The sequence below is a fragment of the Actinomycetota bacterium genome (genome assembly GCA_019347675.1).
In the GTDB taxonomy this organism is placed as follows: Bacteria; Actinomycetota; Nitriliruptoria; order Nitriliruptorales; family JAHWKO01; genus JAHWKW01.
Genome location: JAHWKW010000031.1, coordinates 1 through 25,859 on the forward strand (window position 1 = coordinate 1; position 25,859 = coordinate 25,859).

The 25,859-nt window shown below is 67.3% G+C and carries 16 protein-coding genes and 8 pseudogenes; 13 read left to right on the plus strand and 11 right to left on the minus strand.

Annotated features, from left to right (window positions below; genetic code table 11):
* The 4 genes from KY462_15290 to KY462_15305 form a co-directional block, all read right to left on the minus strand.
* Positions 1-271: transposase (locus KY462_15290; GenBank protein ID MBW3579070.1), on the minus strand; the 271-nt coding region annotated here is incomplete at its 3' end.
* 9 nt (positions 272-280) lie between these two features.
* A complete protein-coding gene (locus KY462_15295) occupies positions 281-1,561 on the minus strand; it encodes an ISL3 family transposase (protein ID MBW3579071.1) in 1,281 nt (426 codons plus the stop codon).
* Between the two features lie 26 nt (positions 1,562-1,587).
* Positions 1,588-1,851: a transposase gene (locus KY462_15300; GenBank protein ID MBW3579072.1), complete on the minus strand. Its 264-nt coding sequence runs from the start codon at positions 1,849-1,851 to the stop codon at positions 1,588-1,590.
* A gap of 170 nt (positions 1,852-2,021) precedes the next feature.
* Positions 2,022-3,329, minus strand: coding sequence for a hypothetical protein (locus tag KY462_15305; protein MBW3579073.1), 1,308 nt, complete (start codon positions 3,327-3,329; stop codon positions 2,022-2,024).
* Between the two features lie 171 nt (positions 3,330-3,500).
* On the opposite strand from KY462_15305, the gene KY462_15310 reads away from it, so the two are divergent.
* From KY462_15310 to KY462_15325, 4 genes and pseudogenes are all read left to right on the plus strand, one after another.
* Positions 3,501-3,863 carry a hypothetical protein gene (locus tag KY462_15310; GenBank protein MBW3579074.1) on the plus strand — a complete coding sequence of 121 codons (363 nt, stop codon included), beginning with the start codon at positions 3,501-3,503 and terminating at the stop codon, positions 3,861-3,863.
* Between the two features lie 202 nt (positions 3,864-4,065).
* Positions 4,066-4,600, plus strand: a pseudogene (locus tag KY462_15315) (chromate transporter).
* Positions 4,601-4,903: 303 nt separating this feature from the next.
* Positions 4,904-5,398 (plus strand): hypothetical protein, encoded by a 495-nt coding sequence (locus tag KY462_15320; protein MBW3579075.1) that lies wholly within the window; start codon positions 4,904-4,906, stop codon positions 5,396-5,398.
* Positions 5,395-5,802, plus strand: a complete 408-nt coding sequence (locus tag KY462_15325) for a hypothetical protein (GenBank protein MBW3579076.1) — start codon at positions 5,395-5,397, stop codon at positions 5,800-5,802. The genes KY462_15320 and KY462_15325 overlap by 4 nt, the downstream gene beginning before the upstream one ends.
* A 129-nt stretch (positions 5,803-5,931) precedes the next feature.
* Here KY462_15325 and fetB read toward each other — a convergent pair whose 3' ends face one another.
* Together fetB and KY462_15335 are read right to left on the minus strand one after the other, a co-directional pair.
* Entirely contained in the window at positions 5,932-6,717 is a 786-nt protein-coding gene (gene fetB / locus KY462_15330; GenBank protein ID MBW3579077.1) for an iron export ABC transporter permease subunit FetB, read from the minus strand.
* Positions 6,704-7,432: pseudogene (locus KY462_15335) on the minus strand (phosphate ABC transporter ATP-binding protein). Before KY462_15335 ends, fetB begins: the two are co-directional and overlap by 14 nt.
* A 553-nt stretch (positions 7,433-7,985) precedes the next feature.
* Here KY462_15335 and KY462_15340 point away from each other — a divergent pair.
* Complete coding sequence (locus KY462_15340) at positions 7,986-10,370, plus strand: DUF1080 domain-containing protein (protein ID MBW3579078.1); 2,385 nt, start codon at positions 7,986-7,988, stop codon at positions 10,368-10,370.
* 334 nt (positions 10,371-10,704) lie between these two features.
* Here KY462_15340 and KY462_15345 read toward each other — a convergent pair whose 3' ends face one another.
* Positions 10,705-11,022, minus strand: a complete 318-nt coding sequence (locus tag KY462_15345; protein MBW3579079.1) for a hypothetical protein — start codon at positions 11,020-11,022, stop codon at positions 10,705-10,707.
* Between the two features lie 891 nt (positions 11,023-11,913).
* On the opposite strand from KY462_15345, the pseudogene KY462_15350 reads away from it, so the two are divergent.
* From KY462_15350 to KY462_15380, 7 genes and pseudogenes are all read left to right on the plus strand, one after another.
* A pseudogene (locus KY462_15350) lies at positions 11,914-13,049 on the plus strand (ISL3 family transposase).
* A 194-nt stretch (positions 13,050-13,243) separates the two neighbouring features.
* A pseudogene (locus tag KY462_15355) lies at positions 13,244-14,331 on the plus strand (site-specific integrase).
* Complete coding sequence (locus KY462_15360; GenBank protein ID MBW3579080.1) at positions 14,328-16,304, plus strand: site-specific integrase; 1,977 nt, start codon at positions 14,328-14,330, stop codon at positions 16,302-16,304. The pseudogene KY462_15355 and the gene KY462_15360 overlap by 4 nt, the downstream one beginning before the upstream one ends.
* Entirely contained in the window at positions 16,301-16,723 is a 423-nt protein-coding gene (locus KY462_15365) for a transposase (protein MBW3579081.1), read from the plus strand. Before KY462_15360 ends, KY462_15365 begins: the two co-directional genes overlap by 4 nt.
* An 80-nt stretch (positions 16,724-16,803) precedes the next feature.
* A pseudogene (locus KY462_15370) lies at positions 16,804-16,929 on the plus strand (transposase).
* An 842-nt stretch (positions 16,930-17,771) separates the two neighbouring features.
* A pseudogene (locus tag KY462_15375) lies at positions 17,772-17,968 on the plus strand (BldC family transcriptional regulator).
* A 1,336-nt stretch (positions 17,969-19,304) separates the two neighbouring features.
* Positions 19,305-20,465 (plus strand): NAD(P)/FAD-dependent oxidoreductase, encoded by a 1,161-nt coding sequence (locus KY462_15380; GenBank protein MBW3579082.1) that lies wholly within the window; start codon positions 19,305-19,307, stop codon positions 20,463-20,465.
* On the opposite strand, the pseudogene KY462_15385 reads toward KY462_15380, so the two are convergent.
* The 4 genes and pseudogenes from KY462_15385 to KY462_15400 form a co-directional block, all read right to left on the minus strand.
* Positions 20,374-20,619 (minus strand): annotated as a pseudogene (locus tag KY462_15385) (transposase). The gene KY462_15380 and the pseudogene KY462_15385 overlap by 92 nt on opposite strands.
* 491 nt (positions 20,620-21,110) lie before the next feature.
* Positions 21,111-22,517, minus strand: a complete 1,407-nt coding sequence (locus KY462_15390) for a hypothetical protein (GenBank protein ID MBW3579083.1) — start codon at positions 22,515-22,517, stop codon at positions 21,111-21,113.
* An 884-nt stretch (positions 22,518-23,401) separates the two neighbouring features.
* Entirely contained in the window at positions 23,402-24,322 is a 921-nt protein-coding gene (locus KY462_15395; GenBank protein MBW3579084.1) for a hypothetical protein, read from the minus strand.
* 1,035 nt (positions 24,323-25,357) lie between these two features.
* Positions 25,358-25,501 (minus strand): hypothetical protein, encoded by a 144-nt coding sequence (locus KY462_15400; protein MBW3579085.1) that lies wholly within the window; start codon positions 25,499-25,501, stop codon positions 25,358-25,360.
* Between the two features lie 73 nt (positions 25,502-25,574).
* Between KY462_15400 and KY462_15405 the strand changes: the two are divergent.
* Positions 25,575-25,859 (plus strand): annotated as a pseudogene (locus KY462_15405) (IS3 family transposase).

Below are 25,859 nucleotides of genomic sequence, written 5' to 3' on the forward strand. Positions count from 1 at the left end.
CGAGGTCCTTGCAGATGCGTGACACCTGCGACGACGAGATGCCCTCCACGCCCATCGCACGAGCAACGTCATCGACCCGGCGGGTCGACACCCCCTCGACGTAGGCCTGCATCACCACGCTGGCCAGCGCCTTCTCCGCCCGCCGACGCGGCTCGAGCAGCCACTGGGGGTAGTAGCTGCCCTCCCGCAGTTTCGGGATTCGAAGCGCCACCGTGCCCGCCCGGGTGTCCCACCGCCGATCGCGGTAGCCGTTTCGGTGGGTCTTTCCCACTGAGGTGGGTCAAGCCGCGGCGGTGAGCACGTAGGACCTGATTCTCGGGGTGGCGGGGAGCCTACGCGGCTGGCCGGCGTGGAGAAGGATGCGGGCGCGGTAGTTGCCGCAGTTGGTGAAGCCGCGGGCGGCTCGACGGACCGATTTGATTTTAACGTTCGCGCTCTCGGTGGCCGCGTTCGATGCCCTGGTGTCGAAGAACGCGAGCACCTCGTCCTGCCAGGTGTCGATCGTGCGCGCCAATCGGGTTACCTCCTCGACGTTGACCTCGACGGCCCACTCGTAGAAGTCGATCAGCCGCCGGTGGGCGGTCTCGCGGTCGGGGGCCTGGTACATGCGTCGAAGCAGGTCGACCGCGACCCAGGCGGAGGCGACCTCGTCGTCACCGTCAGCCGCGCGGAGCCGTCCGAAGATGTTGTCGACCGTGGTGGCATCGAGGCGTTCTTGGCCGACGCGCAGCAGCCGACGCAGGCGGAACAGCGGGTCGTCCTTGTGGCCACGGTGACCGTGGATCTCCTGCTGCCGACGCCGCCGTACCTCGTCGAGCACCTGCAGCGCGAGCCGCACGAGATGAAAGACGTCGGCGACCACGACCGCGCCACCCAGCGTGTCCGCGGCGGACTTGAACCCCGAGAACAGATCGCAGGCCACGACCTGCGCGTCGGGGGCGTGTTCGGCCAGCAGACGCGCCGCAGACGCCCGATCGCGGCCTTGGGTGACCGCGACGACCAGCGCGGTGTCGAGGCAGACGAGCGCGGTGAGGAACTCACGCCGCCGAGTGGTCAGCCGCCCGGTGGTCATCACCGTCTCGTCGATCCCCACCCGGCGCGGGCGCAGCCGCTCGAGCCGCTCGGCGGCGGCGATCACCGCGCGCATCACCGTGTTCCAACCGACCCCGAACTCCCGGCGGATCGTGTCGATCGGGACGTTGGCCTGCGACATCGCCACCGCCGCGCGCGCGGCCGCACGCGACCACACCGCCCCGGGCGCGACCGAGGAGGTGCGCTCAGCGAAGGTCCCGCAGCCGGCGACGCAGACCAGCAGCCGCTTGCGCCACCGCACCCGGCACGCGCGTCCCGCCACCGGCAGGTGCCGCACCGTATGGAAGCGCCAGTCGTGGATCCGATGGACCTCGATCACGCCACAGCGCGGGCACGCCTGGACGGCTCGGGGCAACTCGACATCGGCGACCAGCTCGCCGCGCTCGTCGACGTGGGCGTATAGGAGGTGGAACTCGGGCAGGGCGAGCAGCAGCTCGCTCCACCCCTGGACAGGGGTAGCGTGGGACATGCGTACGGCCTCGCTTGCTCGGTTGGTTAGGCACCTCGAGCATCGAGGCCGTACGTGTCTTCACCAAGCATCCCAGACCGCGTCACCCACCACCGAGGGGAAGACCCACGGTGCGTGGCACGCTGATCGGGGTTGCGCTCGCCGTAGCCGGCGCCGATCTGCGCGGTGACGTCCGCGTCCATCAGCGCTTGGGCCAGCACACGGATCCCTTCGCGCAGGAAGTCGATGTCCGCCTGGTCGTCGTCGACCTTGCGAACGAGCTCAAGTAGGTCAAACTGGTTGATGGCCACCGTGTTCTCCTCGCTGTTCGACACTTCGAGGATGACGCGGTGGTCTTCCTTCTTGCAGCCTCACGCTCCGTGAACACGGACGGTGTCACGCGCACCATCACCACGGCACGCTGAACGGCTACCTATCACACCACTTCCCGGGACACTATTCGTAGGGGGCACACTGCAGATCAATTCTCGATCCGACCTCCGGAGTGGCCAGCACCTAACAGGGTGACGTCGGCGAAGCCACGGTCAGTTACGCGGGCCCGCAAGGGTCCGTGCCAGATCCACATATAGTCGGCATCAAGCTCATCGAAGGTGATGCCCACCGGCGTCGGGGCATCACTCGGGCAGCCTTGCCAGTCCCACAGCTCCGGTGGTTCCGGCGCGACGCACAGCCGCGGGGGATGATCGCCGTAGATGACCAAGGCAGCATTGATCACGACGACCGATCCGTCAGGTCGCTGCCGTGCTTGGTCTAGCCGCACCGCGGTCACTTCGCGTGGGTGGTCTGGCATCTCGGGCTGGCCGTCACCAGCCGCAGGGCCGTTGCCGAGGGGCCGCTGGAACGGTACGGGCCCGACGCGCTGGCCGACGGTGACCTCTGATCCGCTCACCGCCAGCTCGTACCAGTCGAGGTTCGATCCTGAACGGCCGCGCAGGCTGACCCCGTACTCGTCATACCACCCTCCGCCGCTAAAGCGACGAGCGGCCGGATACCAACCGACCTGCGTGCGCAGGCCGCTGACCACCAGCGTTTCGGACTCAACATCCGCCAGAGCGTCGGCGGCCAGCACGCTGACCTCACCATAATCGTGGTGGACCACCCACACGCGGCTGCCGTCGTCCAAGGTCCGGGCAGCTGCCTGTCCCTGGGGTGGGAGCTCGACCGTGCCCGTCGCCGTCGTGGGAGCAGGCGGAGCCGGACGGGCCGGGGCGTCCGCAGGCTCCGCGCCCTCGTAGGCGGGGATCTCGACGAGGTGCTCGACGTCGTCGTAGTCCCCAGCGAACCCCTCAAGGAAAGCCACGAATGTCTGCGGGACGGTCGCACGGTGCACGGCGAGCGCGAAGGCGGTCGGGATCAACGGCTGGATGCACCCCCCGGCCGGCGGACGCCAGTCCACGACCAGCCGATCGCCATCGAGGCGGACGTCGCCGATCTCGTCTGGACAGCCGTCCTCGGCGCGGGCATAGAAGAGCACGACGTACTCGTCGAAGTCGACCGACGGCGGTGCCTTCTCAAGGGAGAACCGTTCCCACAGCTCGGCGTAACGATCCTCGTCCGTCGCGTGCGCGATGACGCCCATCTCCCCCGCCGACTGCTGCACCCCGAGCAGCTCGTGAGCAACCTCACCCGGTGCTGCGGCGTCACCTTGGCTGCCAGCATCGCTGACTCCGGGCGGCGACCCCGAAGGCGCGCCAGTAGGTGACCCACCGCAAGCCACCGCCAGGACCGCCACACCGGCCACCACCGCCATCGCACCCCGCGTCGCCAACTCGCTTCTCCCCGATGGTCGTCGCCAGTTAGGCATACAGGCTCGCGCTGTCCGACGCCGCCCAAAGAACGATGGTTCCAACGCAACGGTGGTTCCAAGGGAGAGGCGCCGCCAGCGTGAGTCCCGCGCCAGCCACTTCTGCGGCGATCATCGCAACGGCGGCTACGTAGAATGGGCCTCCGAGCGCCCCGTACGATATCTGCATCGCCGTGCAGACGGGCCTTCTCAGCGGTCACGATCGGCGGCTACCGCAACGAGGAGCAGAAGCGGCACTTCTTCGGCGAGGTACTCCCGGACCTCGTCCGCCGGGAAGGGTCCGACGGGGTGCTGGTCGTCGCTGAAGCGACCCGCGGCGGCGATGACGTCCTGCTCGTGCCCGCCGAGCAGCGTGACGGGCAGCAGGCTGCGCTGCTCACGCCATTCGCGAAGAAGTTCCCCCGACGAATCATCTTCGAGAAGCGACCGACGAGGGTGGCATCGAGACTCATCTGCTCGATGACGTCCGCGCTGTCTGGGCTGAGGGTTAGCTCCTGACCCAAGAGGGTTCTGCAACGCGCGTTCTCGTACGGCCTTCTGGCGCAACTACCGCGTTGACACCGGACGCTGATGCGCGAAGTACCGCATTTCGCGGATCTGTGACAACGCTATCTGCCGGCCGCTCCACCTTCCGAGGCTCGGTGCCCCGATCACGCTTGGCCTCACCCTCCCCCTTGCTCCCCTCGCCTCGTCCCACAAGCTGGTGAACATCGCCTGGTTTTTCGGCAAGGCGGGCGCGTTCGTGTTCGGTTCCGGTTTGGCCATCGTGCTCTTCTTGTTCGGCGGCGTGGTCCGACACCACCAGTGGCTGACCGAACAGCAGTTTCTCGACGCCGTCGCTGTCGCCCTGATCGCCCCCGGTCCGGTGGTGATCACCGTGGCCTTCATCGGCTACCTGATCGCCGGCCTGCCCGGCGCCACCGTCGCCGCCCTCGCAACATTCCTCCCCTGCTATCTGTTCACCGTGCTCCCCGCCCCGCTGCTGCGCCGCTACGGTCGGCTGCCCGCCCTGACCGCCGCGGTTCAATGCATCACCGTCGCCGCCGTCGGGGCCATCGCAGGCGCCGTAGCGGTGCTGGGCAAACGCTCCATCTCCGATCCGCTCACCCTCACCATCGCCGTGGCCACCTACCTCGTACTGTGGAAAGATCTCGCTGGGCGCCGCGTCCCCGAGCCTGTCATCGTCGGTGGCCGCAGCCCTGCTCGGGCTCGCCCTCTACCCGCTGCGCTCCTGACAGGGCGCATGAGAACAACGACAACATCCAGTTGCACGCCGCCTCGACGAACAGGCGCTGGAGACAGTACACACCGGCTCCGAAGCGACGGGCGTCACTGGGGGCGATGGCGAACGAGGCCGCGGCAGGCCGGCCTGTCCTTCGCCCGGATGATAGGAGGATGGTGCGAATGCGTGATCTGGGTGCTCACGGCACCGGTAGGGCCAGGTGGCGAAATTGGGCTGTCGGGGTCGTAATCCTTGGAGTCGTTGTCTTTTCTCCGCATGTGGGCCTCGGGATGCACCGGAGCGCGCCGGCGCCGACATGGTCATCGAGCTTGCGGGGTTGGATCGCCCCACGAACTTCGACGACCTCACCTACTCCTCTCGGCTTCAGCGGGTTCTGGTGCCGGCCCTCGACGCGGGTCTGTACCTCGTGGATCCCCACACTGGCGAGGCGACCAGGTTCGAGGGCCTAGGGGCCGTCTACTCCGCGGCAGAGGGCGAGGGGATGGTCCTGGTCGCGGATCGGGACAAATCCACCATCGCTTTGGTCGACCCGGCGTCGGGGCGCCTGGTGGCCTCGGCGGCAACCGCTGCGCCCCCCGACTACGTGCGCTACGTTCCAGCGACCGGTGAGGTCTGGGTGACCGAGAAGGGCAACCAAGCCGGCATCGAGATCTTCACGATAGGGACGCCGGATGCTCCCACGCTTGTCTCCATGGCCTTCATAGCTATCCCTGGGGGACCTGAAGGCCTGGTGACGAGCACCCCTCGCCGGCGCGGGTACACCCAGACCTCCGACGGAGCGTCGTGGTGATCGACGTGGACCGCCGCGAGCTCGTGGGCCGATGGGCGACCGGGTGCGGGGACACGCATGGCATCCCGGCCTTGGACGAGCAACGGGGCCTGATCCTGGCGGGCTGTGCCAGAGACGGCAAGGCCGTCCTGTTGGACGTGGACCGCAACGGCACACGCCTCGGGACCTACTCGGTGGAAGGGGATGAGGCCCTGATGGCGCATGCGCCATCAGGCCACTTCTACCTGCGCGCGGATCCCGGGCCCGAGATCGCCACACTTGAAGCGACACCCCAGGGCGACCTCAAACCGATCCGGATGGCGACGTCGCCGGAAGCAGGCCACTGTCTCACCGCCGACGATCTCGGCCACTACTGGACCTGTGATCAAAGCGGCGGAAAGCTCCTTCGCTACGCCGCTCCCTGACAGCCCCGCCTGAGAGGCAGCCTTGCTCCGGCCTCCTCGCCGAGTTTCGAGCGGCCGGCCCGGCCAGCCGGTCGGTCAACGATCCTAGAGCTCGCTGCAGTCCAGATGCTGGGGTGACGTCTGGCCTGGTCAGCCGTGGGCAGGGCGTGGCAACGGCCGCAGCCGGTGGTCGGGGGTGAACAGGCGGCGGATGAGGCCTAGTCCGATCACGGTGGTCGTGGTGGCGGCCGCGCCCAGTACCAGAAACATCACCACAGCTTGGACGAGGACTGCGTCGAGTGGGTGTACTCCGGCGAGGATCAAGCCGGTCATCGCTCCAGGGAGGAAGACGAAGCCGACAGCTTTGGTGGTTTCGATCTGTGGGATGAGCGCGGTACGCAGCGCGGCAGCCAGATAGGGGCGAACTGCCTGGGGGTAGGGGTGGCCGAGCGCGAGCCGGGCCTCGACTTCGTGGGCTTTGTCGCGGATCTCTTCGATGACGCGGCGTGCGGCGAGCACGGTGGCGTTCATCGAGTTGCCGACCATCAGCCCGCCCAGAGGCACGAGCGTGCGGCCCTCCAGGGGGAAGATTCCGAGCCCGAACAGCGTGGTAAGAGTGATTGCGGCCGAGGCGAGGTAAGCCACCACGGCCAGGCTGAACACGCCCTGGGCTTCGCGCACGCGGCGGCGGACGACGTCGCCGGCGAAGACCGTCATGCCGGCGATCCACAGCCACGACCAGAACAGTGGCGTGGCGGGGTCGATCACGAGGGTCAGTGCGGAGCCGACCAGCAGCAGCTGGACGATGGCCCTGACTGAAGCCCAGGCGATCCGGCCTTCCAGGCCCAGCCGTTGCCACAGTGACAGGGCGATCGCGACCGCGACGAGGACCAGCGAGAGCGCGAGACCGAGGAAGCTAACGTCACCTTGTGGCATCGGGGTCTCCTGACAGGAAACGGTCGAGTGCGCGAATGTGGTCGAGGCGGTCGGGTGGGCCGCTGTAGGCAATGCGGCCGGCAATCAGGACCAGGACGTGGTCGGCGAGGCGCCGTAGCTGGTCGAGATCGTGGGTGACCCAGACCACGGTCAGGCCATCGTTGGTGAGTCCTCGGATCAGACGTTCGAAGGCAAGCCTGGGAGTGAGGTCAAGGCCTGAGGTGGGCTCGTCGGCGAGCAGGACCTGCGGGCCGGTGATGAGAGTCCGGGCAAGACTTAACCGCTGGGCTTCCCCGCCGGACAGCGATCCCGCTTGACGGTGGAGCAGCGTCGGGTCGAGTGAGACACGGCGTAGCAGATCGGCGTACTTGTCGTGGCCGGCATGGGGGTCGGCCACGGCGAGATTGTCGCGGACCATCCCCCCAAACAGGGCCGGGGTCTGAAACACCATCCCAACCTCTCGGCGCAGCCGCAGCGGGTCGAGGTTGGCGATGTCGCGGCCGCGGTAGAGGACGTGGCCTTGGTCGGGGACCTCGAGCCTGTTGCACAGCCGCAGGAGAGTGGTCTTGCCGACACCGGATGGCCCGGCGATCACCGTGACTCAACGTTCAGGGATTTGGCCGCTGACCCCGTCGAGCACGCGACGACCTGCCCGTTCCACGATGACGTCGTCGAAGACGAGCGCCGGCTGAGCGACGGGAGGCTGGGTGGTCACGACCGGCAGGTTCGCCTATTCACTTCGGCCCCGGCAAATGGCATCCGTGGTGCCCGAGAGCGACCAGCGGACTTGATCGCGCTGGGGAGGCACGTCGGGAGGGACGTTGCCCCTGCTGTAGCAGCTACAGTCCGACGTGGCCGGGTATGGGCGGACTGCGCCAGGCCGACGTGGCTTGGATGCCACTTATCGGCGGCGGATGCGCATCGCGGCTGTGCCCGCGAGGAGAGCGATGAAATAAGACACGTCGCTCGGGCGGTAACGACCGGAAGCTGTCACCGAACGTCTGGCCCGGTTGAGTACCGCTTTGGAGCAACATGCCATGAACATCGTGGGGCCGACCGAGACGGTGCGCCTCGACTTTACCGCGCTCACGAGATCATGAATGCGAACCACCTACCGCATCGAGGCCGACGGAGCCGACGGCGTCCCTATTGATGTCGAAGTGGCCGACGACGGGCAGTTGCACACCCCAAGGGTAGGATCTGGCCCCGCGCAGCGGCCGTCCGGGTCCCCACCCACCAACACCAAGCCGACCATGTCAGGAAGTCTCATGCCGAAGAACCCGCCCGACCTTCCCCGACTTGTGGCCTCACCCGATCCCTCCGACCGTGTCCAGGTTCAGGACACGAAGTTCAGCCACGACGTGCTCGGGCGCTACATCTGCAATGACTGGGAGGAGATCCAGGCGGCGCTGAGCGACGGCGGGTTCCCCTTCGACGCCGTCGTCATCGGCGGGGGGATGTTCGGTGCCTACTGTGCGACCAAGCTCTACTGGAGGGGTGGCGGCCAGGCGTTGCGGGTTCTGCTGCTCGATGCCGGAGCGTTCCTGCTGAGTACCCACATCCAGAACATCCCCCGGCGGCTGGGCGGCTCGATCGGCGGTCCGAGATACGCCCGAGCCAAAGAAGACGGGACCGGCGCCCACAACGTCATCTGGGGCATCCCCTGGATCAGCAACGAGGCGTTCACCGGCCTGGCCTACTGCCTTGGCGGACGATCGCTGTTCTTCGGGGGCTGGTCACCTCGACTGGAGTCCGCTGACCTGGCCAACTGGCCCCAGGAGATGCGCGACTACCTGGTGGGGAGCGCAGCGACGCCGGCGGCCTACGTCCGGATCGAGAACGAGATCGGCACCGCCACGGTCGCCGACTACATGAGCGGCGACTTTCACGACACCCTGAAGCAGGCGTTCGAGGCCGCCGCACCTAAAGTTCGCAAGGTGGTGCGTGTCGAAGAGGCCCCTTTGGCCGTCCAAGGTGAGAGCCCCGGTCCCGGCCTCTTCTCGTTCGACAAGTTCAGCAGCGGCCCCTTCTTTGTCGACGCCGTACGGGCCGACGCTGAGGAGCACATGCGGACCTACGGCGATCGGAGCCGGCGGCTGTTCATCCTTCCCCGGGCCCACGTCCTGGCCCTTGGCACCACTGGGGACACGGTCACGACCATCGAGCTCGCTGTCGACGGACAGCGCAGGTCGCTGCAGGTGGATCCCACATGTGCTGTGGTGGTAGCCAGCGGCACGATCGAGGCCAGTCGCCTCGCCCTCGAATCCCTCGGGGTCGGCTCAGCACAGTTTGGATCCTCCCGTCTCGGCAACCTCATGGCCCACCTGCGAAGCAACATCGTGGTGAGGATCAAGCGAACCGCTCTTGGCCTTCCCGCCGGCCCGCCCCGCGACCTTGAGACCACAGCCCTGTTGGTCCGCGGCGAGTCGCGGGGCCGGCGCTTCCACATCCAAGTCACGGCAGGGGCAGTCGGCGCTGTCGACTCCGAGAAAAACATGTGGCAGCAGGTGCCAGACATCGACCTGCTCGACGAGATGAAAGCAAACCAGGACCCCACGTGGATCACACTCACCCTTCGGGGAATCGGGGAAATGGAAGACGACCGCTCCATCCCTCCGCAGGTAGATCGCAGCTGGATCGATCTCAGCAACGAGACCGACGAGTGGGGGATGCGCCGTGCCTACGTAAACCTGGTGGCCACCAAGAATGATCGGGACCTATGGGCGGACATGGACGAGGCCAGCTTCGCGCTCGCCGCCCAGCTCGCCGGCTCTCCGACCGACATCGAGTACTGGAACAAGCCTGCCAATCAGTGGCAGCCCCAGAAACCCCAACCTGGTCCTGACGGCCGCGGCTTCTGGCAGGACGTGTTGGGGACCACCCACCACGAGGCGGGAACGCTGTTCATGGGTAACCCGGGGTCCTCCTTCACCGACCTCGACGGCAAGTTTCACCACCTGCGCAACGCCTACGCGGTCGGCCCCGCCACGTTTCCCACCCTCGGCTCAGCCAACCCCTCACTCACCGGGCTGACGTTGGCCCGCCGCACGGCAGGGGCGATCGTCCGGGCCGCCGCCGCCCCCGACGCCCTGCCCGGCTTCACCCCGCTATCGCTCGACGCCAACGACTGGCGCATGGTCGCCGCGCCGCCAAGCAACCAGCCCGGCCCGAAGATGCAGCGGTTCGGACCCGTGTGGGAAACCTTCGGCGGTTACGGCCTCTACTGGTATACGAAAGAGCAATTCTCCAACTTCGTGCTCGCTCTGGACTGGCGCGTGGCTCGCATCGACGACAACTCCGGCGTCTACATCCGCATCCCGCCTCCCGACGTTTCAAACGCACTCGGCGAGGCCGACCGCAAAGGCCACGAGATCCAGATCGACGAGTTCGGGGCCCCCGATCGTGCGGCTATCCACCGAACCGGGGCCGTGTACCCCCTGCAAGGCCCGAGCTCGTTTCCGTCGGCGCCTGTCGGCAGGTGGAACACCTATCTCATCGAAGCCAACGGCCCCAGGATTACCGTCACCTTGAACGGCGTGCCCGTCAACAGCTTCGAGAGCTCGCGACAGGGCTCCGGCCACCTCGCCCTACAAGCGCACCACTTCGGTTCACGGGTCCAGTTCCGCAACTTCCAAATCAAGAAGCTGCCCTAGGCCTGTCTTGTTCTGCCCAAACTCCGGAACGCTCGCAGGCCAGGGCTAGCACCAGACCCCCGCGACCCGGTTCGCGCCGCCGAGCTCCACCGGCAGGCGCTCATCCTTCGCGGACAGGCTGATTTGCCGCTGGTGGAGTGACGTATTCGACGACAGCGAGTTCGATGCATCTGACATCGGGGGTCGCGGCGAGGGGAGGGGCTGGAAGCTGGCTGGATCGCAGGGTTATCGTCATACCCAGTCCCAGGCGCGGTGTCGCACCGCTTGTGCTGGCTACCGCCACCGCCGAAGACATTCCTCGGTGCCGGACGTCCTCCTCATGAGAGCGCGAGATTTAAGATGCCTGCAGCTTCCAGCGCTTCGGCGGTTTGGCGGTAGCGTCGAGCGGGGATGAGGTGGCGCCGTCGACGGCTCCGTCATCTCGGAGTCGTTGGATCTGCTCGATTGCGATGTCGACGCCCGCAGAACCGCTCTGACGGAGCCGTCGAAGGGTCTTGTGGGGGACGTCGAATCCCGGGATCAGTTCGGCGAGGCGGTGCGCCATCTTGTCGCTGGCGAGCACGATCACACCGGCGTAGACCTGGCCATCGAAGCCTGAGTGGTCCCGCCAGCGCGCGACTGCCGTCGGATTGAACGACAGCTGTGTGAACATGGGGGCCTACGACGAGCAAAACCCGTGCGGCCGGTGTTCACCGCCCTGCTGCACACCATCGTGTCGGCGGTGTACCAGCGCGCACACGAGAGTGGCGGACCGCTGTCCCCGTCGCTGCTGCTAGCCCAGGACGAGGCCGCCAACATCGCCCATCGACGACCTCGACGCGGTCGCGCTCACCGGCGTCGGCCAGCATCGAGCTCGTCACCATGCGTGGTTTTATCTACACGTCGATGCCTACCGCGAGTGACCTGCCGTCGGCTTCGGTGGCGTCCAAGTTCCCGAGCTCCGGCACAACGCAGAACTGGCGCAACTTCCGTGTTGCGGCAGACGGTAGGGTGAGCGAAGTACCGCGTTTCGCTCCCGAGTAGTAGCGCCGGTTCCCTGCTCCCCCCACCGTGCTGTATCGGCTCCGCGGTTACAAACCGCGTTGTGGCCGTCAAGCTCCGCGGCGGTCATACCGGATCACCGGCACGTCCACGAACTCCAGAGCCCACTCGCTCCACGTTGGTGCGTCACCCGCGGCATACGCGCCCACGAAGTGTTGACCGGTGTTCGCGACTGCCACCCATCCGAGCCTTCAAGGCCGCGAACCTGAAATGCGGCCGTGGTCGCTCCGGTCGGGACCTCGACGTTCGTCCACACACGATCCTGGTAGATCCGCTCGCCCTCCGGAAGCAGGTCATGCAGCCGTCGGGAGGCCGCCCGGGGGTCGCCACTGGTCTGGTTGACGGCAAGGTCGGCGACGGCGTGGCCGAGCATCCGACGGCAGAAATGTGGCTCTTCTGCCCAATCCGTGGGTGTGGAACGACATCGATGTAGGTAGTACGCCGTCTCCCGCGTACGTTTCCGGCTGTTCAGGGCTGGAAGCGACACGCAAGGAGACGGCGCATGCTCAGGGTATGGCGGCGACTGCTGGGTTTGTGCACCAAGACGGTGCTCGAGGATGTTGAGTTCGACGACGACGCCGGGGTCGTGGTCGCCCACGTGCGACCCAACGCTCGTGCCCGACAGCGCTGCGGTAGGTGCGGTCGACGGTCGCCGGGCTACGACGGCGGGGAGGGTCGACGCCGCTGGCGAGGTTTGGATCTGGGCACGGTGAAGGTGTTTTTGGAGGGGGACGCTCCTCGGGTCGTGTGCCGGACGCACGGGGTGGTGGTCGCCGCGGTGCCGTGGGCACGTCACGGCGCAGGCCACACGCGTGACTTCGACGACACGGCAGCGTGGCTGGCGCTGCAGTGCTCAAAGACGGTGGTCACCGAGCTGCTGCGGATTGCGTGGCGGACGGTGGGCAGCATCGTCACGAGGGTCGGCGACGAGATCGACGCGACGGTGGATCGGCTGGAGGGCCTGCGTCGGATCGGGATCGACGAGATCTCCTACAAGCGCGGGCACCGCTACCTGACGATCGTGGTCGACCACGACTCCGGCCGTCTGGTGTGGGCCGCACCGGGTCGGGACAAGGCGACGGTGCAACGGTTCTTCGACCAGCTCGGTGAGGACAGAAGCGCTCAGATCACTCACGTATCGGCAGATGGAGCCGATTGGATCGCGACGGTGATCGCCGAACGCTGCCCGAGTGCGGTGCTGTGCGCCGATCCGTTCCACGTGGTGCGGTGGGCCACCGACGCGCTCGACGAGGTCCGCCGTGCTGCGTGGAACGAGGCTCGCGGCGCGGTCAACCGTCGCACCGCCGGACGGGCGAGCGGCGAAGCGAGGCTGCTCAAGCATGCACGCTACGCGCTGTGGAAGAACCCCGAGAACCTCACCGCACGTCAGCGCGAGAAGCTGGCGTGGGTCCCAAGACAGACCCGCGACTACATCGCGCCTACCTGCTCAAGGAGGGCCTGCGGCTGGTCTTCCAGCTCAAGGGCGAGGCCGGCAAGGAAGCGCTCGACCGGTGGATCTCCTGGGCGCGACACTGCCGCATCCCCGCGTTCGTCTCACTCCAACGACGCATCGTCAAACACCGCGCCGCGATCGACGCGGCCCTCGACCACGGGCTGTCCCAAGGACTTATCGAGAGCACGATTCTCTCCAGCGCCGGAAGTCGTGTCGTCGATGTAGCTGACGGGGCCGCGTGAGTCCGTCAGCGACACCTTCTCTGGAGTGCGTGCACGACGTGCGCGGCGCAGGGAGGGCGGGCGTGTAGAACACACCAACTCGACTCGCCCTACCGGTCGAGCCGGAAGGCGAGACGGTGCGGGTGCAGCGGCTGGTGATGCCGGTGTCTGGTGCTGAGTCGTGGACCGTGGTCGACGACGAACTCGTGCCGGTGGAGCCGGCGGAGCGGTTCCTCGCGCATCTCGCGGCGATTGAGCGGTCGCCCAACACGGTGAAGGCCTACGCGCACAGCCTGCGGCTGTGGTTCGAGTTCCTCGGCCCGCGTGACGTCTCGTGGGACGCGGCAGGCGTCGAGGACGTCTCGGAGTTCGTCCGCTGGCTGCGGGCACCGGCCGACAATGTGGTCGTGCTCGACGAGAGCGCCGCCCGCCGGTCGGAGGCGACGGTCAACCGGCATCTCGCGGCGGTGTTCGGCTTCTACGACTTCCACGCCCGGGCGGGCGTGGAGCTCGCGGAGAGTCTGGTGGCGTGGCGACGGGTGCCGCGCGGCGGCTACAAGCCGTTCCTCCATCACGTCACCGCCGGGCGGCCGATCCCGACCCGGCCGGTCAAGCTCAAGGTGCCTCGGCGGCTGCCGCGCACGCTGACGCTGGAGGAGGTCACCGCGATCCTGGCCGCCTGCGACAGGCTGCGCGACCGGTTCCTGTTCGCGCTGCTCGCCGAGACCGGGATGCGCGTCGGCCAGGCACTGGGCCTGCGCCATTCGGACTTCGTCTCCCGGCGTTGTGAGGTGACCATCGTCCCCCGCGGCGACAACGCCAACGGCGCGAGAGCGAAGACCCGCACGGAGACGACCCTGCCGATCTCGGTCCCGCTGGCGCGGCTCTACAGCGACTACATGCATGTCGAGTACGGCGAGCTGGACTGCGACTACGTGTTCGTCAACCTGTTCGCCGAGCCGGTGGGCCGGCCGCTGCGCTACCAGGCGGTCGCCAAGCTGGTCGGCGTCTGCGGCAGCGGACCGGGGTCTTCTTCACCCCCCACATGCTGCGTCACACGCGAGCGACCGAGCTGATCCGCGCCGGGGTGCCGATCGAGGTGGTCTCCACGATGCTCACGCACCGGTCGGTGGTCACCACGAGCGAGACATACGTGCATCTGAGCGTCGAGGACGTCCGTGCCGAGCTGGTCCGTCTCGGCATCTGGGACGCCCCCGACCCCACCACCGACGAGACGAACGGGTGACCGCGCCGCTGATCGCACTGCCCGAGCCGTCGGACGGGTCGCTGCTGGCCAAGCTTGTCACGGTGGTGCGTCCCGAGTTCCAGGTCGAGCTGATCCCCATCGACCCTGACGATCCGGTGTTCGGCCGTGGACGTTGCCAGGTCGGAGGGTGTGAGCGAGGATCCTGGGCGCGGGGACTGTGCGGGGGCCACCACCAGCGTTGGCTCCAGCAGGGCGGCCCAGATGTGGCAGAGTTTGTGGCGACGGCCGCGGCGATCACCCCGCGGGTGACCTCATATCTTGCCGACACGTTCGATCTTCGAGCCCTCCACGATCGTCGCCAGATGCAACTGGAGGTCGCCTACTCGATCCAGTGCCGTCACGACGACCGCGGGTCACGTCTGATGCCCGAGATGATCCGCCAGTTCGTCAAGCTGCTCGCCAACAGCAGCGCCGACTCGCTGCTCGACCATGCTGTCGGCGACTGGCTCGGGAACGCTATCGGCAGCGGGCTGGCGAGACGGGGGTCCCGCACGGTCGGGCAGCTGCGCTACGCCCACCGGCGGCTGGTCGACCTCTACGAGGGCACCGACGCCGACAGCGAGTTCGCCCGCGACGTGTGGCGCGCCGAGATCCTGGGGCTCCCGATCAGCCGCCCTCCACGCAGCATGCAGTTCCACTCGATCACCCACCTGTGGCTACGCACCGCCGCCAAACGCTGGGCGCGGTTCCGCCTGAGCACCGGCAAGGCCTTCGGGACCGTCTACATCGAGGTCCGCTCGCTGCACTTCTTCTCACGTTTCCTCGCCGAGCAGCATCCCGAGGTCACCGACGAGACGGCCCTGACCCGCGAGGTCATCGAGCACTACATCTCCTGGCTGGGCTTCTCCCACCTGTCGGCGAACCCGATCAACACCTATCTTGTGTGTCTGCGCGGGTTCCTCGAGAGCTGCCGTCGTCACGGCTGGCTGCCGGGTCTGAACACGCACGCGGCCGTCTACCTCGACGAGCTTCCACCGCGTCCTCGGGAGCTGCCGCGCTTCATCGACGAGTTCGTCATGACCCAGCTCGAAGACCCCGACAACCTCGCGCTGCTGCCTGACGACACCACCCGCAATCTGCTCGTGGTGATCATCGAGACCGGCCTGCGCATCACCGACGCGTGCCGTCTGCCGTTCAACCCGATCATCGACGACTCCGTCGGCTGGCCGTGCCTGCGCTACATGAACACCAAGATGCGCGCAGAGCAGCTCGTGCCGCTGTCGGCGGCGGCCGCGGAGGCGATTCGTGACCAGCAGGTCCACCTCCGCGAGCGATGGAGCGAGCCGCCACCGCAGCTGTTTCCCTCGCCGCACTGCAACCCCGACGGTCTGCGTGCGTTCAGCGACGCCACCTTCCGGCAGCGACTCAAGCGCTGGGAGCGTGACATCGACCTGCGTGACGAGGCCGACCTGCCGGTTCACGTCACCCCTCACCGGTTCCGGCACACGCTCGGCACCCGCATGATCAACCAAGGCGTCCCCCAGCACGTGGTCCAGAAGCTGCTCGGACACGCGACCCCCCAGATGACCGCCCGCTACGCGCACATCCACGACACCACCGTCCGCGCGGCGTTCGATGACTACCAGCGCCGGCGCGTCGACATCCACGGGCAGCGCCTCGACTTCGACCCCGACGCGCCCGCTGCGGAAGCCGAATGGATCAAGCACAACGTCGCTCGTGTCCAGGCGAGCCTGCCCAACGGCTATTGCGGACGTCCTCCGCAGCAGGACTGCCCGCACCCCAACGCCTGCCTGACCTGCCCCGACTTCCAGACCACGCCGCAGTTCCTCGAGATCCACCGCCGCCAGCGCGACGAGACCATCGACCTGCTCGCCGCCGTCGAGCATGCCGGCAACGCCCGTCTCGTCGACAACCACCGGAAGGTCGCCACGAACCTCGACCGCATCGTCACCGCGCTCGAGACGATCCAAGCCCAAGGAGATCGACCGTGATCGCTGACAACAGCGTCCACCTGCTCACTGCCGCCGCCCGCCGCTCCACCGAGACCCGCGAACGCGCCGCCGAGGCGCTGCGGCACCTCGATGCCTCGGGGACCCAGATCACCTTCGCGGCCGTCGCCGACGAAGCCGGTGTCTCACGCTCGTGGCTCTACCGCGACCCCGACATCTGCGCCGAGATCCAACGCCTCCGTGACGCCAACCAGGAGTCGGCACAGTCACGCATGCCGGCGGCCGAGCGCGCCACCGAGCCGTCCCTCCGCCGACGGCTCGAGACCCTGCTCGGCGACAACCGCGCCCTGCGCGACGAGAACAACAAACTGCGCGAACAGATCGCCACACTCCTTGGCAACCAGCGCGCCGAACGTGTCACTACACGAGCCTCCGCTTCGACCATCGGGCCGTGCAGCTGAGCTTCTTCGAGACCGTCAGCGACATGTTGCTGACGCAAACCCCGAGGTCAGAGGGCCGTGCCCGTGCCCAGCTCCGGATAAGCACGAACACGAAGATCCGCGTGCTGACCCGCGTCGCCTACGGGTTCAAGTCACCCCAAGCGCTCATCGCTCTGGCGATGCTCGCCCTCGGGGGCCACCGCCCCGCCCTCCCCGGACGAGCCTGATATGACCCACGGATGTGGCAGGAGGACCAGAAAGAAAATGTGTGAGGTCGTCGGGCCGGGAGCGCGACAACCACCTGGCCACTCTCATCGACGTGCGCTGTATCTGGTGCGTCTCGAGCCACACCGGCGATCGGTCGTCTACTCCACAGTGTTTGAGGCGGACGCCATGCGGTCGTGCATCGCGGCCGCGGCGGGACCAAGACACGGCACGGATTTCGCCCGTCCAGCCGGCGATCTGGTAAGCGTCCACGGCACCTCGCGTCCCTTCCTGGGCTGGAGTCTGTTGGGCCAAGCCAGTTTCGTCGCGACCGTCACCTCACACAACGTAACCATGCCGTCGAACGCCCGCTGACGACACCCGTCACATGGAGACACCACCGATCCTCCGATCGCCCGTCGGGATCGGCGCCTTCCGTCCCACGGCGTGGGTCGCTGCAACGCGTGGCTGCAGCCCTCCTGGCAGCTGGCGCTAGCGCCCTAGCTCTCGGGCACCTCATGAACGACCCCGCCGGCCTACACACGTACTACGTCCGGACTCCTCGTTCTCTTGGTTGGGCGCGCGGTTCGGGGCTCTGATTGGGTTCAGTTCGGTCGTCGTCCTCACCTGGCTGCCACCTGTGTCCACGGACTCGAGCGAGTAACGGACCCGGTCCTTCGAGCCGTCGGTAGCGCTGGCTTGGTCGGAGTGTCGTCCGGTGTCATGTCGGGGGAAGCCGGCGTTCGGTGTCGGCGACCTCGGGGTCGTACTCGTCGTCAGGAGCTTCAATGTGCAGCCAGACCGAGACAGGCATGGCGTCGGGAGGCCGACTTCCTACAAGACGCCACGTCAGAGGAGGTCGGCGGTGCAACACCCAGATGAGCACAACGACGAACTGCTGACGCCCGGAGAGGTCGCCAAGCGGTTCGGGATCAACCCCAAGACCGTCACCCGGTGGGCATAAGCGGTGAAGCTGACGGCCATCCGCACACTGGGCGGTCACCGCCGTACCGCGCGTCGGAGGTCGAGGCTCTAGTGAAACAGAGCGTCGAACCCCGCTGAGACGACAAGCGCGGCGGGCCTCACTAGCCGCCGGCTCCGACACAGCGGCGTCGCCCGGGCGGCATCAACAGCCCTTCCCAGGGCAGCCCGAACAGCCAAGATCTGGGCGGTTCGGCCAGCTGACCGGCCTCATCCGGCGCGGAGCTCCACAGGCGCCGAGGAGGTGGTCGAGGTGCTTGGGATCACGGAGCTGCTCCGCTGCGGGCCACTCCGGCGAGAGCGGCCAGCCAATCAGGCGACGTTCGTCTGGCCGGCGGGCGAGCGCATCGGCCCGGCCGATCGCGACGCTGCCAGCGTGGCCCGACACCGAAGACTCGTCGCTGTTGCGGGAATTGAGCGTGCGGTGGGCGACCACGCTGCTGTCCGAGACAGCCACGGCAGTGGACGGGTCATCGCGTCGCCCACCGCGTCGTGCAGGTGCCGCGTCGGCGCGGCCGTGCGAGGCGCTTCGTCCGCCAGTTGCCTGGCGAAGCGAATCTCGGTTCAGCGACGTTGTCGACGGAACGCGCCCAGGTCAGCAGGGCCACCACCAACCTGACAGACAGGGTCCTCGTGCGGTCCTCTGGCGCAACAGTTGAAGTTGCTGCCCATCTCAACAGCGCGCACAGCCGTAGTTTCCACGTCGGCGGAGAGCTCTCCGAGACGTCCTGTGACCGTCGTTCTGCCTACCTCGGTGCGGTCCTCCGCTCAGTGGCGTAGAGCCGGTGTTGGTGTCACGGAAAGCCAGCGTGAGGCGATATCAGCTTCGTTGACGATCTTGGCCGTCGGTGGGCTCCAGGCTGGCCTATGGCTCGATGATGACGCCATCTGCGGCACGTTCGGTTGCCGTTGAGCAAGGACGTCGCCGCGAGGGTGGACGAGCCAGGCAGCGACCTGCACGCGCTACTCCTGTTGGGGTTTCACCACGAGCTGTGCACCTTGGCCGGTGTTCTCCACGTCGATCATGCTCTCGGCGAGCGGGTCCGGCGACCTCCTGGGAGACGTAAAGCTCTATGCCGGCCTCCTCGGTGACCTGATCGCCGTCGGCGGGCGGGTCGTGGCGGCCGCGCCGCGGTCGCCAGGTCCTCCACGGTGCGGTGGTCGGGGGACTCCCGCAGAGCCGTCCACACGGCGCGCCGCGGCGCCGTCACCCGGTGACCGCGCGCCCGGAGGAGTTCGCCAATCTCCTGCTGGTCCACGGGCGTCAGGGTACGCGTGGTGATGCGCTCGCATCGGTGCGGATGGCAGCACGCGCCCGCGACGACCCTCCAGCCAGCTCCTCGCACCTGACTCGCAGCGTCACTCGCTTCGCGATTTGAGTGACCTAGCCTCGAGCGCACCGACCGTCAGGAACGCGATGGCCCACATACTGATCCTCGGAGGCGGGTTCGGGGGGCTCGCCGCGGCCAGCGAACTCCGCGGTCAGCTGGACGAACGCGACGAGATCACGCTGATCGCGCGTGACGACCGCTTCTACATGGGCTTCGCCAAGCTGTGGGACCTCGCCGACATGCGCCCGCTGGAGGGCGGCAGCGCGCCCCTCGCCGACCTCGAACGGGCCGGGGTCCGCTTCGTGCGGACAGAGGTCACAGGCATCGACCCGGTGGGACTCCGCGTGAACACCGCCGACGGGACGCTTACGGGTGACGGTCTGGTCGTTGCGCTGGGCGCCGTTCCCTCCTCGTCGCACCGCGACCTGCTCCGGGGCGACAGCGCCCACGACCTGTACGACGCCGCCCAGCTGCCGGCCATGAAACGGGACCTGGACGCCATCGAGGAGGGGCGCGTGCTGGTCGCCATCCTCGGCGGCCCCTTCAAGTGCCCACCGGCGCCCTACGAGGCGGCCCTGCTCGTCGATGAGCGGCTGCGCCGCCGCGGTGCGCGCCACCGGGTCGCGCTCACGGTCGCCACCCCGCAGCCCATCACCCTGCCCGCTGCCGGCCCCGATGCCAGCCGGTACGTCGCCGACCACCTGGGCGAGCGCGACATCGAGCTGCGTGCGGAGCACGCCGTCGAAGCCGTGGACGCCGACCGCCGCACGGTCGTGTTCCGCAACGGCGCGGAGCTCGACTACGCCGTGCTGCTCGGGGTCCCGGCCAGCGCCCCGCCGCCGGTCGTGACGGGCAGCCCGCTCGCCGGGCCCTCCGGGTGGGTCGAGCCCGACCGCGGCACGTTGCGCACCGGCTACGAGCGGGTGTACGCCGTCGGGGACTGCACGATGGTCCCGACCGCAGGGGGCCAGCTGCCCAAGGCCGGGGTGTTCGCAGCGGCGCAGGCCCAGGTCGCGGCCCGCAACCTCCTGGCGGATCTCGGACGGGGCGAGGCGGCCACCTACGAGGGTCACGGCTACTGCTTCCTCGAGCTGCCGGGCCGGCGGGTCGCTTACGTCGAGGGTGACTTCTACGCCGACCCGCCCGACGTCCAGCTCATCCCCGCGGACGAGGAGCAGTTCCGCCGCAAGCAGGCGTTCGAGCGCGAGCGTCTGGCGGCGTGGCTGGGCGCCACCGCCTCGTGGTGATCGGGTGGCTCCGACGCCGGCGCCTTGCACGGGCCGCGATCCGGCGGTCGCGCAGTCCCGCGTGGACGTCGGAGATCACCAGCTGGACGCCGTCCAGGCCGCGATCCTTGCGGTCGCGGTGGAACTCGGTCCGGAAGGTTTCATTCTCGCTGTCACGATGTCCACCCGGAGGACTTCACGGTGTCCGTCTGCGCGCAGGCCGGTCGCGATCACCACCGCCCTAGCCTGAATTCACGTGTGCCACGAGCACAGGAAGGTAGGACGATGTAGTGCCGGACTTCAGCTTCGACGCGGTCGTGGATCGGCGACCGGGCGGCAACCACAGCGCCAGCGCTGCCGGCACACTCCATGGATAACTCCGGCGTCGCCAACACCAGAACGCCTCACAAGATCGCCGCGTCGGCCAACCCCGCAATTTCGGCGGCCTGGCGGTGCAGTTGCTCGGTGCTGGGTACATGGTTCCATCACCGGCCCTCCCCCGCCTGGCGCAGCTGGGTTTCGAGATCGGCGACCCGGATCTCGAGCCGTTCGGCGCGCTGATGGCGTCACGGCGCACGTGCTCGACGTGCCGCCAGCAGCGCGATCACTAGAGCACGCCGGTGTGACAAGTCGTCGGGCCTTGCGGCTGGGTACGTGTCGCGGGGGCTACTGCAGTTCGAGCCGCTGGCCAGCATTGACAAGAAGCGTGCGGACGTCGGCGCCGGTGCGAACGCCCTGGTCGCGGTCGACCGCGAGCGTGAACAGCGTGGTCGTGTCGATGGCCGTGCCGGCGTTACTATCGGCCCATACATCGAGCTCTTCCGGTTGGCTGGAGAGAATCGGTGGTCGACCGTCGGGGTCCTGGCCGGCGAACTGGTTGGCGATGTACCACACGGCGGACGGCGGGCGGCCACTGTCGGCGATGTACCGGTCGCGGAACCGCTGGGTTCGCATGAGGTCGTGGAGTTGAGCGCCGCCCTTGTAGCCGCGTACCTCGACGAGTGCTTCCCAATCGGAATCGTCGGGGTTGCGGACGCGGAGGTCCTCCACCTTGTTGTTCGGGTCGACGTCGGGGTCGATACGCTCGACCTTGAAGCCAAAGCGGTCAAGGACGTCGACGACAGCGTCGACGAGTTGGTCGCCCCTGCCGGTCAAGAGCTGGCGGAGCCCCCGTTCGGCGTTGTTTGCGGCTACGGCCAGCTGCTCGCGGAGTTCGGAGATACGGGCGTCGGACTGCTGGAGGTAGTCGTCGCGCTCCTTCTGGGCCCGGTCGAGTTCGTCGGCGATGGTCCGTTCCGTGGCGGTCATCCAGTCTGGTCTCTGCTCCCAGCCGGGGATCTGCTCGAACCGTTCGGGCGTGAGCTGACGGAACCGCTTGAGAGCCCACTTGACCCACTCCACCGGTCGGCTCACGTCGGCAGGCAGCGCGAGGGCCATCGCGTCGGGATCGCCGCGCAGGTACAGCCCGGCCAGAGCGCGTCCGTCGCTGGTGCACATCAGCGGTTGGAACTCGACCTGGTCGACGCCGAGCTGGAGGTAGTTCGTTCCGATTACCCGGTGCGGATGCGCGCGCTGCCGGACGGCGGGGACTAGGTCGGTCTCAATCAGCTGTTGGAGCTGGGGGTCCTTGACTACGGGGATCTCATACTCCGTGGCGATGGACGTGTCGGTGAACCGCAGTTTCGGGTCCGCCACGACGATGGTGGGCTTGACCGCCGCGATGCCGAGGTCATTCACCCCGAACGTGATCAGGAACAGGTGGTCGTCGGGGAAGCCCGCGAGCCGGCCTTGGAGCGGACGTTGCAGCTCTTCGGTGGAGACAACGAGGTCCCACTCGCTCTGCAGCACGCTGTCCGCGTAGGTGACGCGCTTCGAGGTGGGGAATAGCTGGGCGAGGTCGCTTGCGAGCTCGTCGTCGTCGGTGATGATGAGTGCCCGCGGAGTCTGCTTAACGTCGACGACCTTGGTTGTCGGCCGCTCGGCCGTGCCGTTGACGGACGCCGCAGTGTCGGCTTGGTGCGCAGCGGCGCTGGTCGCGTCGTCGGTGGTCGTGACGGTGTGCTCGTCGGTCATCGTCGTTGTGTCCTGGTCGGCGGCAGGCCCTTGTCCTGCTCGAACAGGTTACTTACCACTGCCGTCCACACCCGCGGTGAAGGAAGCTTTCGACCTTCACGTGCTTCCCGGCCCATGCGGCGAGCGGGCCAGACCTCGGCCTGACCACTTCGCGATCGGGTGACATTGGCATGCCGGGCGATCGACCGGATCTTTCTACAGGCTTATGTGCCGAAGTTGACAGGCGGTGGGGCAGGTTTGCACGCTCCTGCGCTGGCAGCGCGCGTTAAGATCCCTCGTCGGCGCGTTTGGCAGGATCGGCGAGGGCTACGTCAGGTCGGTCGCCTTCCACATTGGGGTCCCCGGGGGGGTAACGGCGCCAAAGGTTGTGCGGCATCCGGCTCAGGCGCTGCGGTGGCGGAGAATCGTTCCACTAACGCGTGTGGACGACCACCAAGCCCTGCGCTTCACCCATTGCTGTACCGCGGCAGTCTCGACAGCGAACGCGTGTGGACCCAGACGGTCCGCCAGAACAGTCTGGGCGGCGGCGACCGGGCTGCCCCGGTTCCGAAACGCGGGCGGGACGGTACCGCTTGGATCGAGCGCAGCGAGCAGGACGGCGGGCGGGCGCGTGGCTGCCTGTCCGCATGAGTAACTCTACGACGTTGCGGATGGTCGTCCATTGCTGCGTCCAGTTGCCGGCAGTAGGTGTGGAAGCTGACGACCGGAAGGCTTGGAGTCCGTGCGCGTCTGTCGGCGTCGCACCGAGCAACCTCAACCGCCAACAACCCCCCGTAGAGCACCCTCACGCCCCGATCATCCGCCCCGGCGACCCACACCTATGCCGGGAGACCCCACATTTGGACTATCGTCAGGGGCTACGTCTTTAGGCCAATCGCTGCGTTTTAGGGCGCCCCGACACCGAACTGAACTTGTCGCACTTGTGCGAGAGGGACCGTCGCGCGTATGGGTCGACACTCCGCGCGGGGAAGGGTAATGATCTCTGCGGTTCCCCTATCTTTGTCCGACGACAGAACGACCACTGCCGAGAGATCCTCGGCGCGAGCACGGCACGTGTCGGTTGTCTGACGGTTGATTGCCGCAAGGGTGCCGTCGTCGGGGTGGAAGGCCACTACCACTGGCTGCGTCGTCAGCTCTGCCAGCTCCACATCGGGAGGGCTGGCTGCCCAGGCGAACGCCACCGAACCCGCAGCCGCCAGGAGGAGCCATCCTGCGATTATCCACCGTGCATAGCGGAAGCTCCGCTGGAGTCGAATAAAGCCGGTAGTCCCTAGCAGACGACCAGCGACATTACGTAGTTCCTGAAGTCGGAATTGCGCTTTTCGCAGGTCTGTGACGTCCGGTGACGGATTCGGATCCTCCGCGTAGGCGAAAACCCTGTCAAGAAAGTCCTCGTAGGCGTCCCGATATTCATTGATAAACCCAGCGACGTTTCCGTCCCAAGGGTGCAAGGCCGGGTCGTGTGCCAACTCCTCCCGGGTTTTGCGAAGTGCGACTTCGTACCGCTGCGTTGGCCGAGTGAGGTCTTGGAGACTGGTCGTACTTGCCCCAGCCAGTTGCATCGCCTTGGCGAGCGCCGCAGCGATTCCAAGGATCGCTGTTGTGCCTGCGGCGAGGGCAATCGAGAAACGATAACCGGGAGTCGTGAAGTCAAGTTTACCAATGTCGGATACAGAGACACCCGCGAAGACTGCTGCTGCGACTGCCCCGAAGGACACGATTAGCCACTTCGCTGAATCGCGCAGGCGTTCGGCCGCTCGAGTCAGCGAGTCGTTCGTGGGAGTTCCGCTCTCCTCCTTTGGCACTGGGCGGCCAGCTAGAAGGGTGCGTCGATATCTTGCCAGGACTCGCCTCTGGGATTGGGTGCGCTAACATCCGGCGCGGCAATATCCGCGCTTATGTCTGGTTTCTCCGGGCCCTGTGTCGCCGTTGGTGATGTGTCGTTCCCCTGCTTACCTGCGTTGCCACACGGTTTAGCTCGGAGGGCGAGCCGCACTGGTGTACCGTCAGCCTTGTAATATCCGTTCTCCACTGTGCAATGTTGCCCAGGGGTCAGGTCATACCGAATTACGCCCTCCCGCGTCTCCACGTTCGGTTGCGACTTTCCCTCGCACGGAGAAACGACGACGACTATATCGACCGGTTCACCATCCGCATCTCGGAGTTCGTCGACCTGCTCGGATTGACCCGGATCCACCGTAACCTGACGAGTGCGGGCCCGTTTCGTCCTGTCAGCCATAGTCGCTCCTGCCCACTGGCTCGACGAGTCTAGCGAACTCCGCCCTAATAGGCCGCAGTGCGCATGCAATGAACGCGCGACCTGCGGAGTCGGCTGCCGCGCGAGGTCGGGGACGCCGGCCTTGCGTCTCCAATCTCCTCGGTCACCCGCGCCCAGGTGCGCACGCGCCGGTGCAGGCCGGCAGCTGTGTCTTGCGGTAGATCGATCGGGCGCAACCCCCTGGGGTAGATCAGCGGCAAGCTTGGTCAGGGTCAGCCTCAGCGCGTCGATCCCGTTGGACTTGGCGTGGCGCGACAGGAAGCGGCGGAAGTCCGCGGCCTTCTGCGACGACACCCGGTAGACGATGTGCCAGCGGGCGGAAAGCCACACCGCCACCGGTAGCCACGCCGGCCCAGGCGGTTCGAAACACCACCTCCCGGCACCCGACCCCGCGGCGTCGTACACCCCAGCCCGCTAGCCACGAGGTAACCGGTGGAGCAGCAGGCCTTCGAGCACCGGCGGACAGGGACGGTCCAGACGTTCACCACCCGGACCGAGGCCGACGTCTTAGCCATGAGCTCATCACGCACGGCGTCCCGGCACACGTCTACGAGAGCGGTTCTCAGCACCCGTCCCTCGACTGGGTGGAGAGGCTAAGGTCGCGGTCGACGACCTCAAGCGAGCACTCCAGCTGCTTGCCGGCCTTCAAGGGGAACCGCGTCGAGCTGATCACCCGCTCCGCGACCACACCGATGGTCCTGCTCATGCGGGCCGCGCCCGCGTCGACACAACGACCGTCGATCTCTCAGCAGCGCGTGTGCGGCAGGACGAGCTTGACACCGCGGTTCGTCGATCAGGCACCCGCGTCGGTGTACGCCACGCTGCTGGACGAGGGCCGCTACCTGTGCTCGATCTCGACGATGTACCGGCTGCTGCGAGAACGCGGCGAGACCGGCGACCGTCGCCGTCAGGCCAACCACCCGCCCACGGTCAAGCCCGAGCTGATCGCCACCGAGCCCAACCGTGTGTGGAGTTGGGACATCACCAAGCTGCTCGGGCCGGCCAAGTGGACCTGGTACTACCTGTACGTGATCATCGACATCTACAGCCGCTACGTGCCCGGC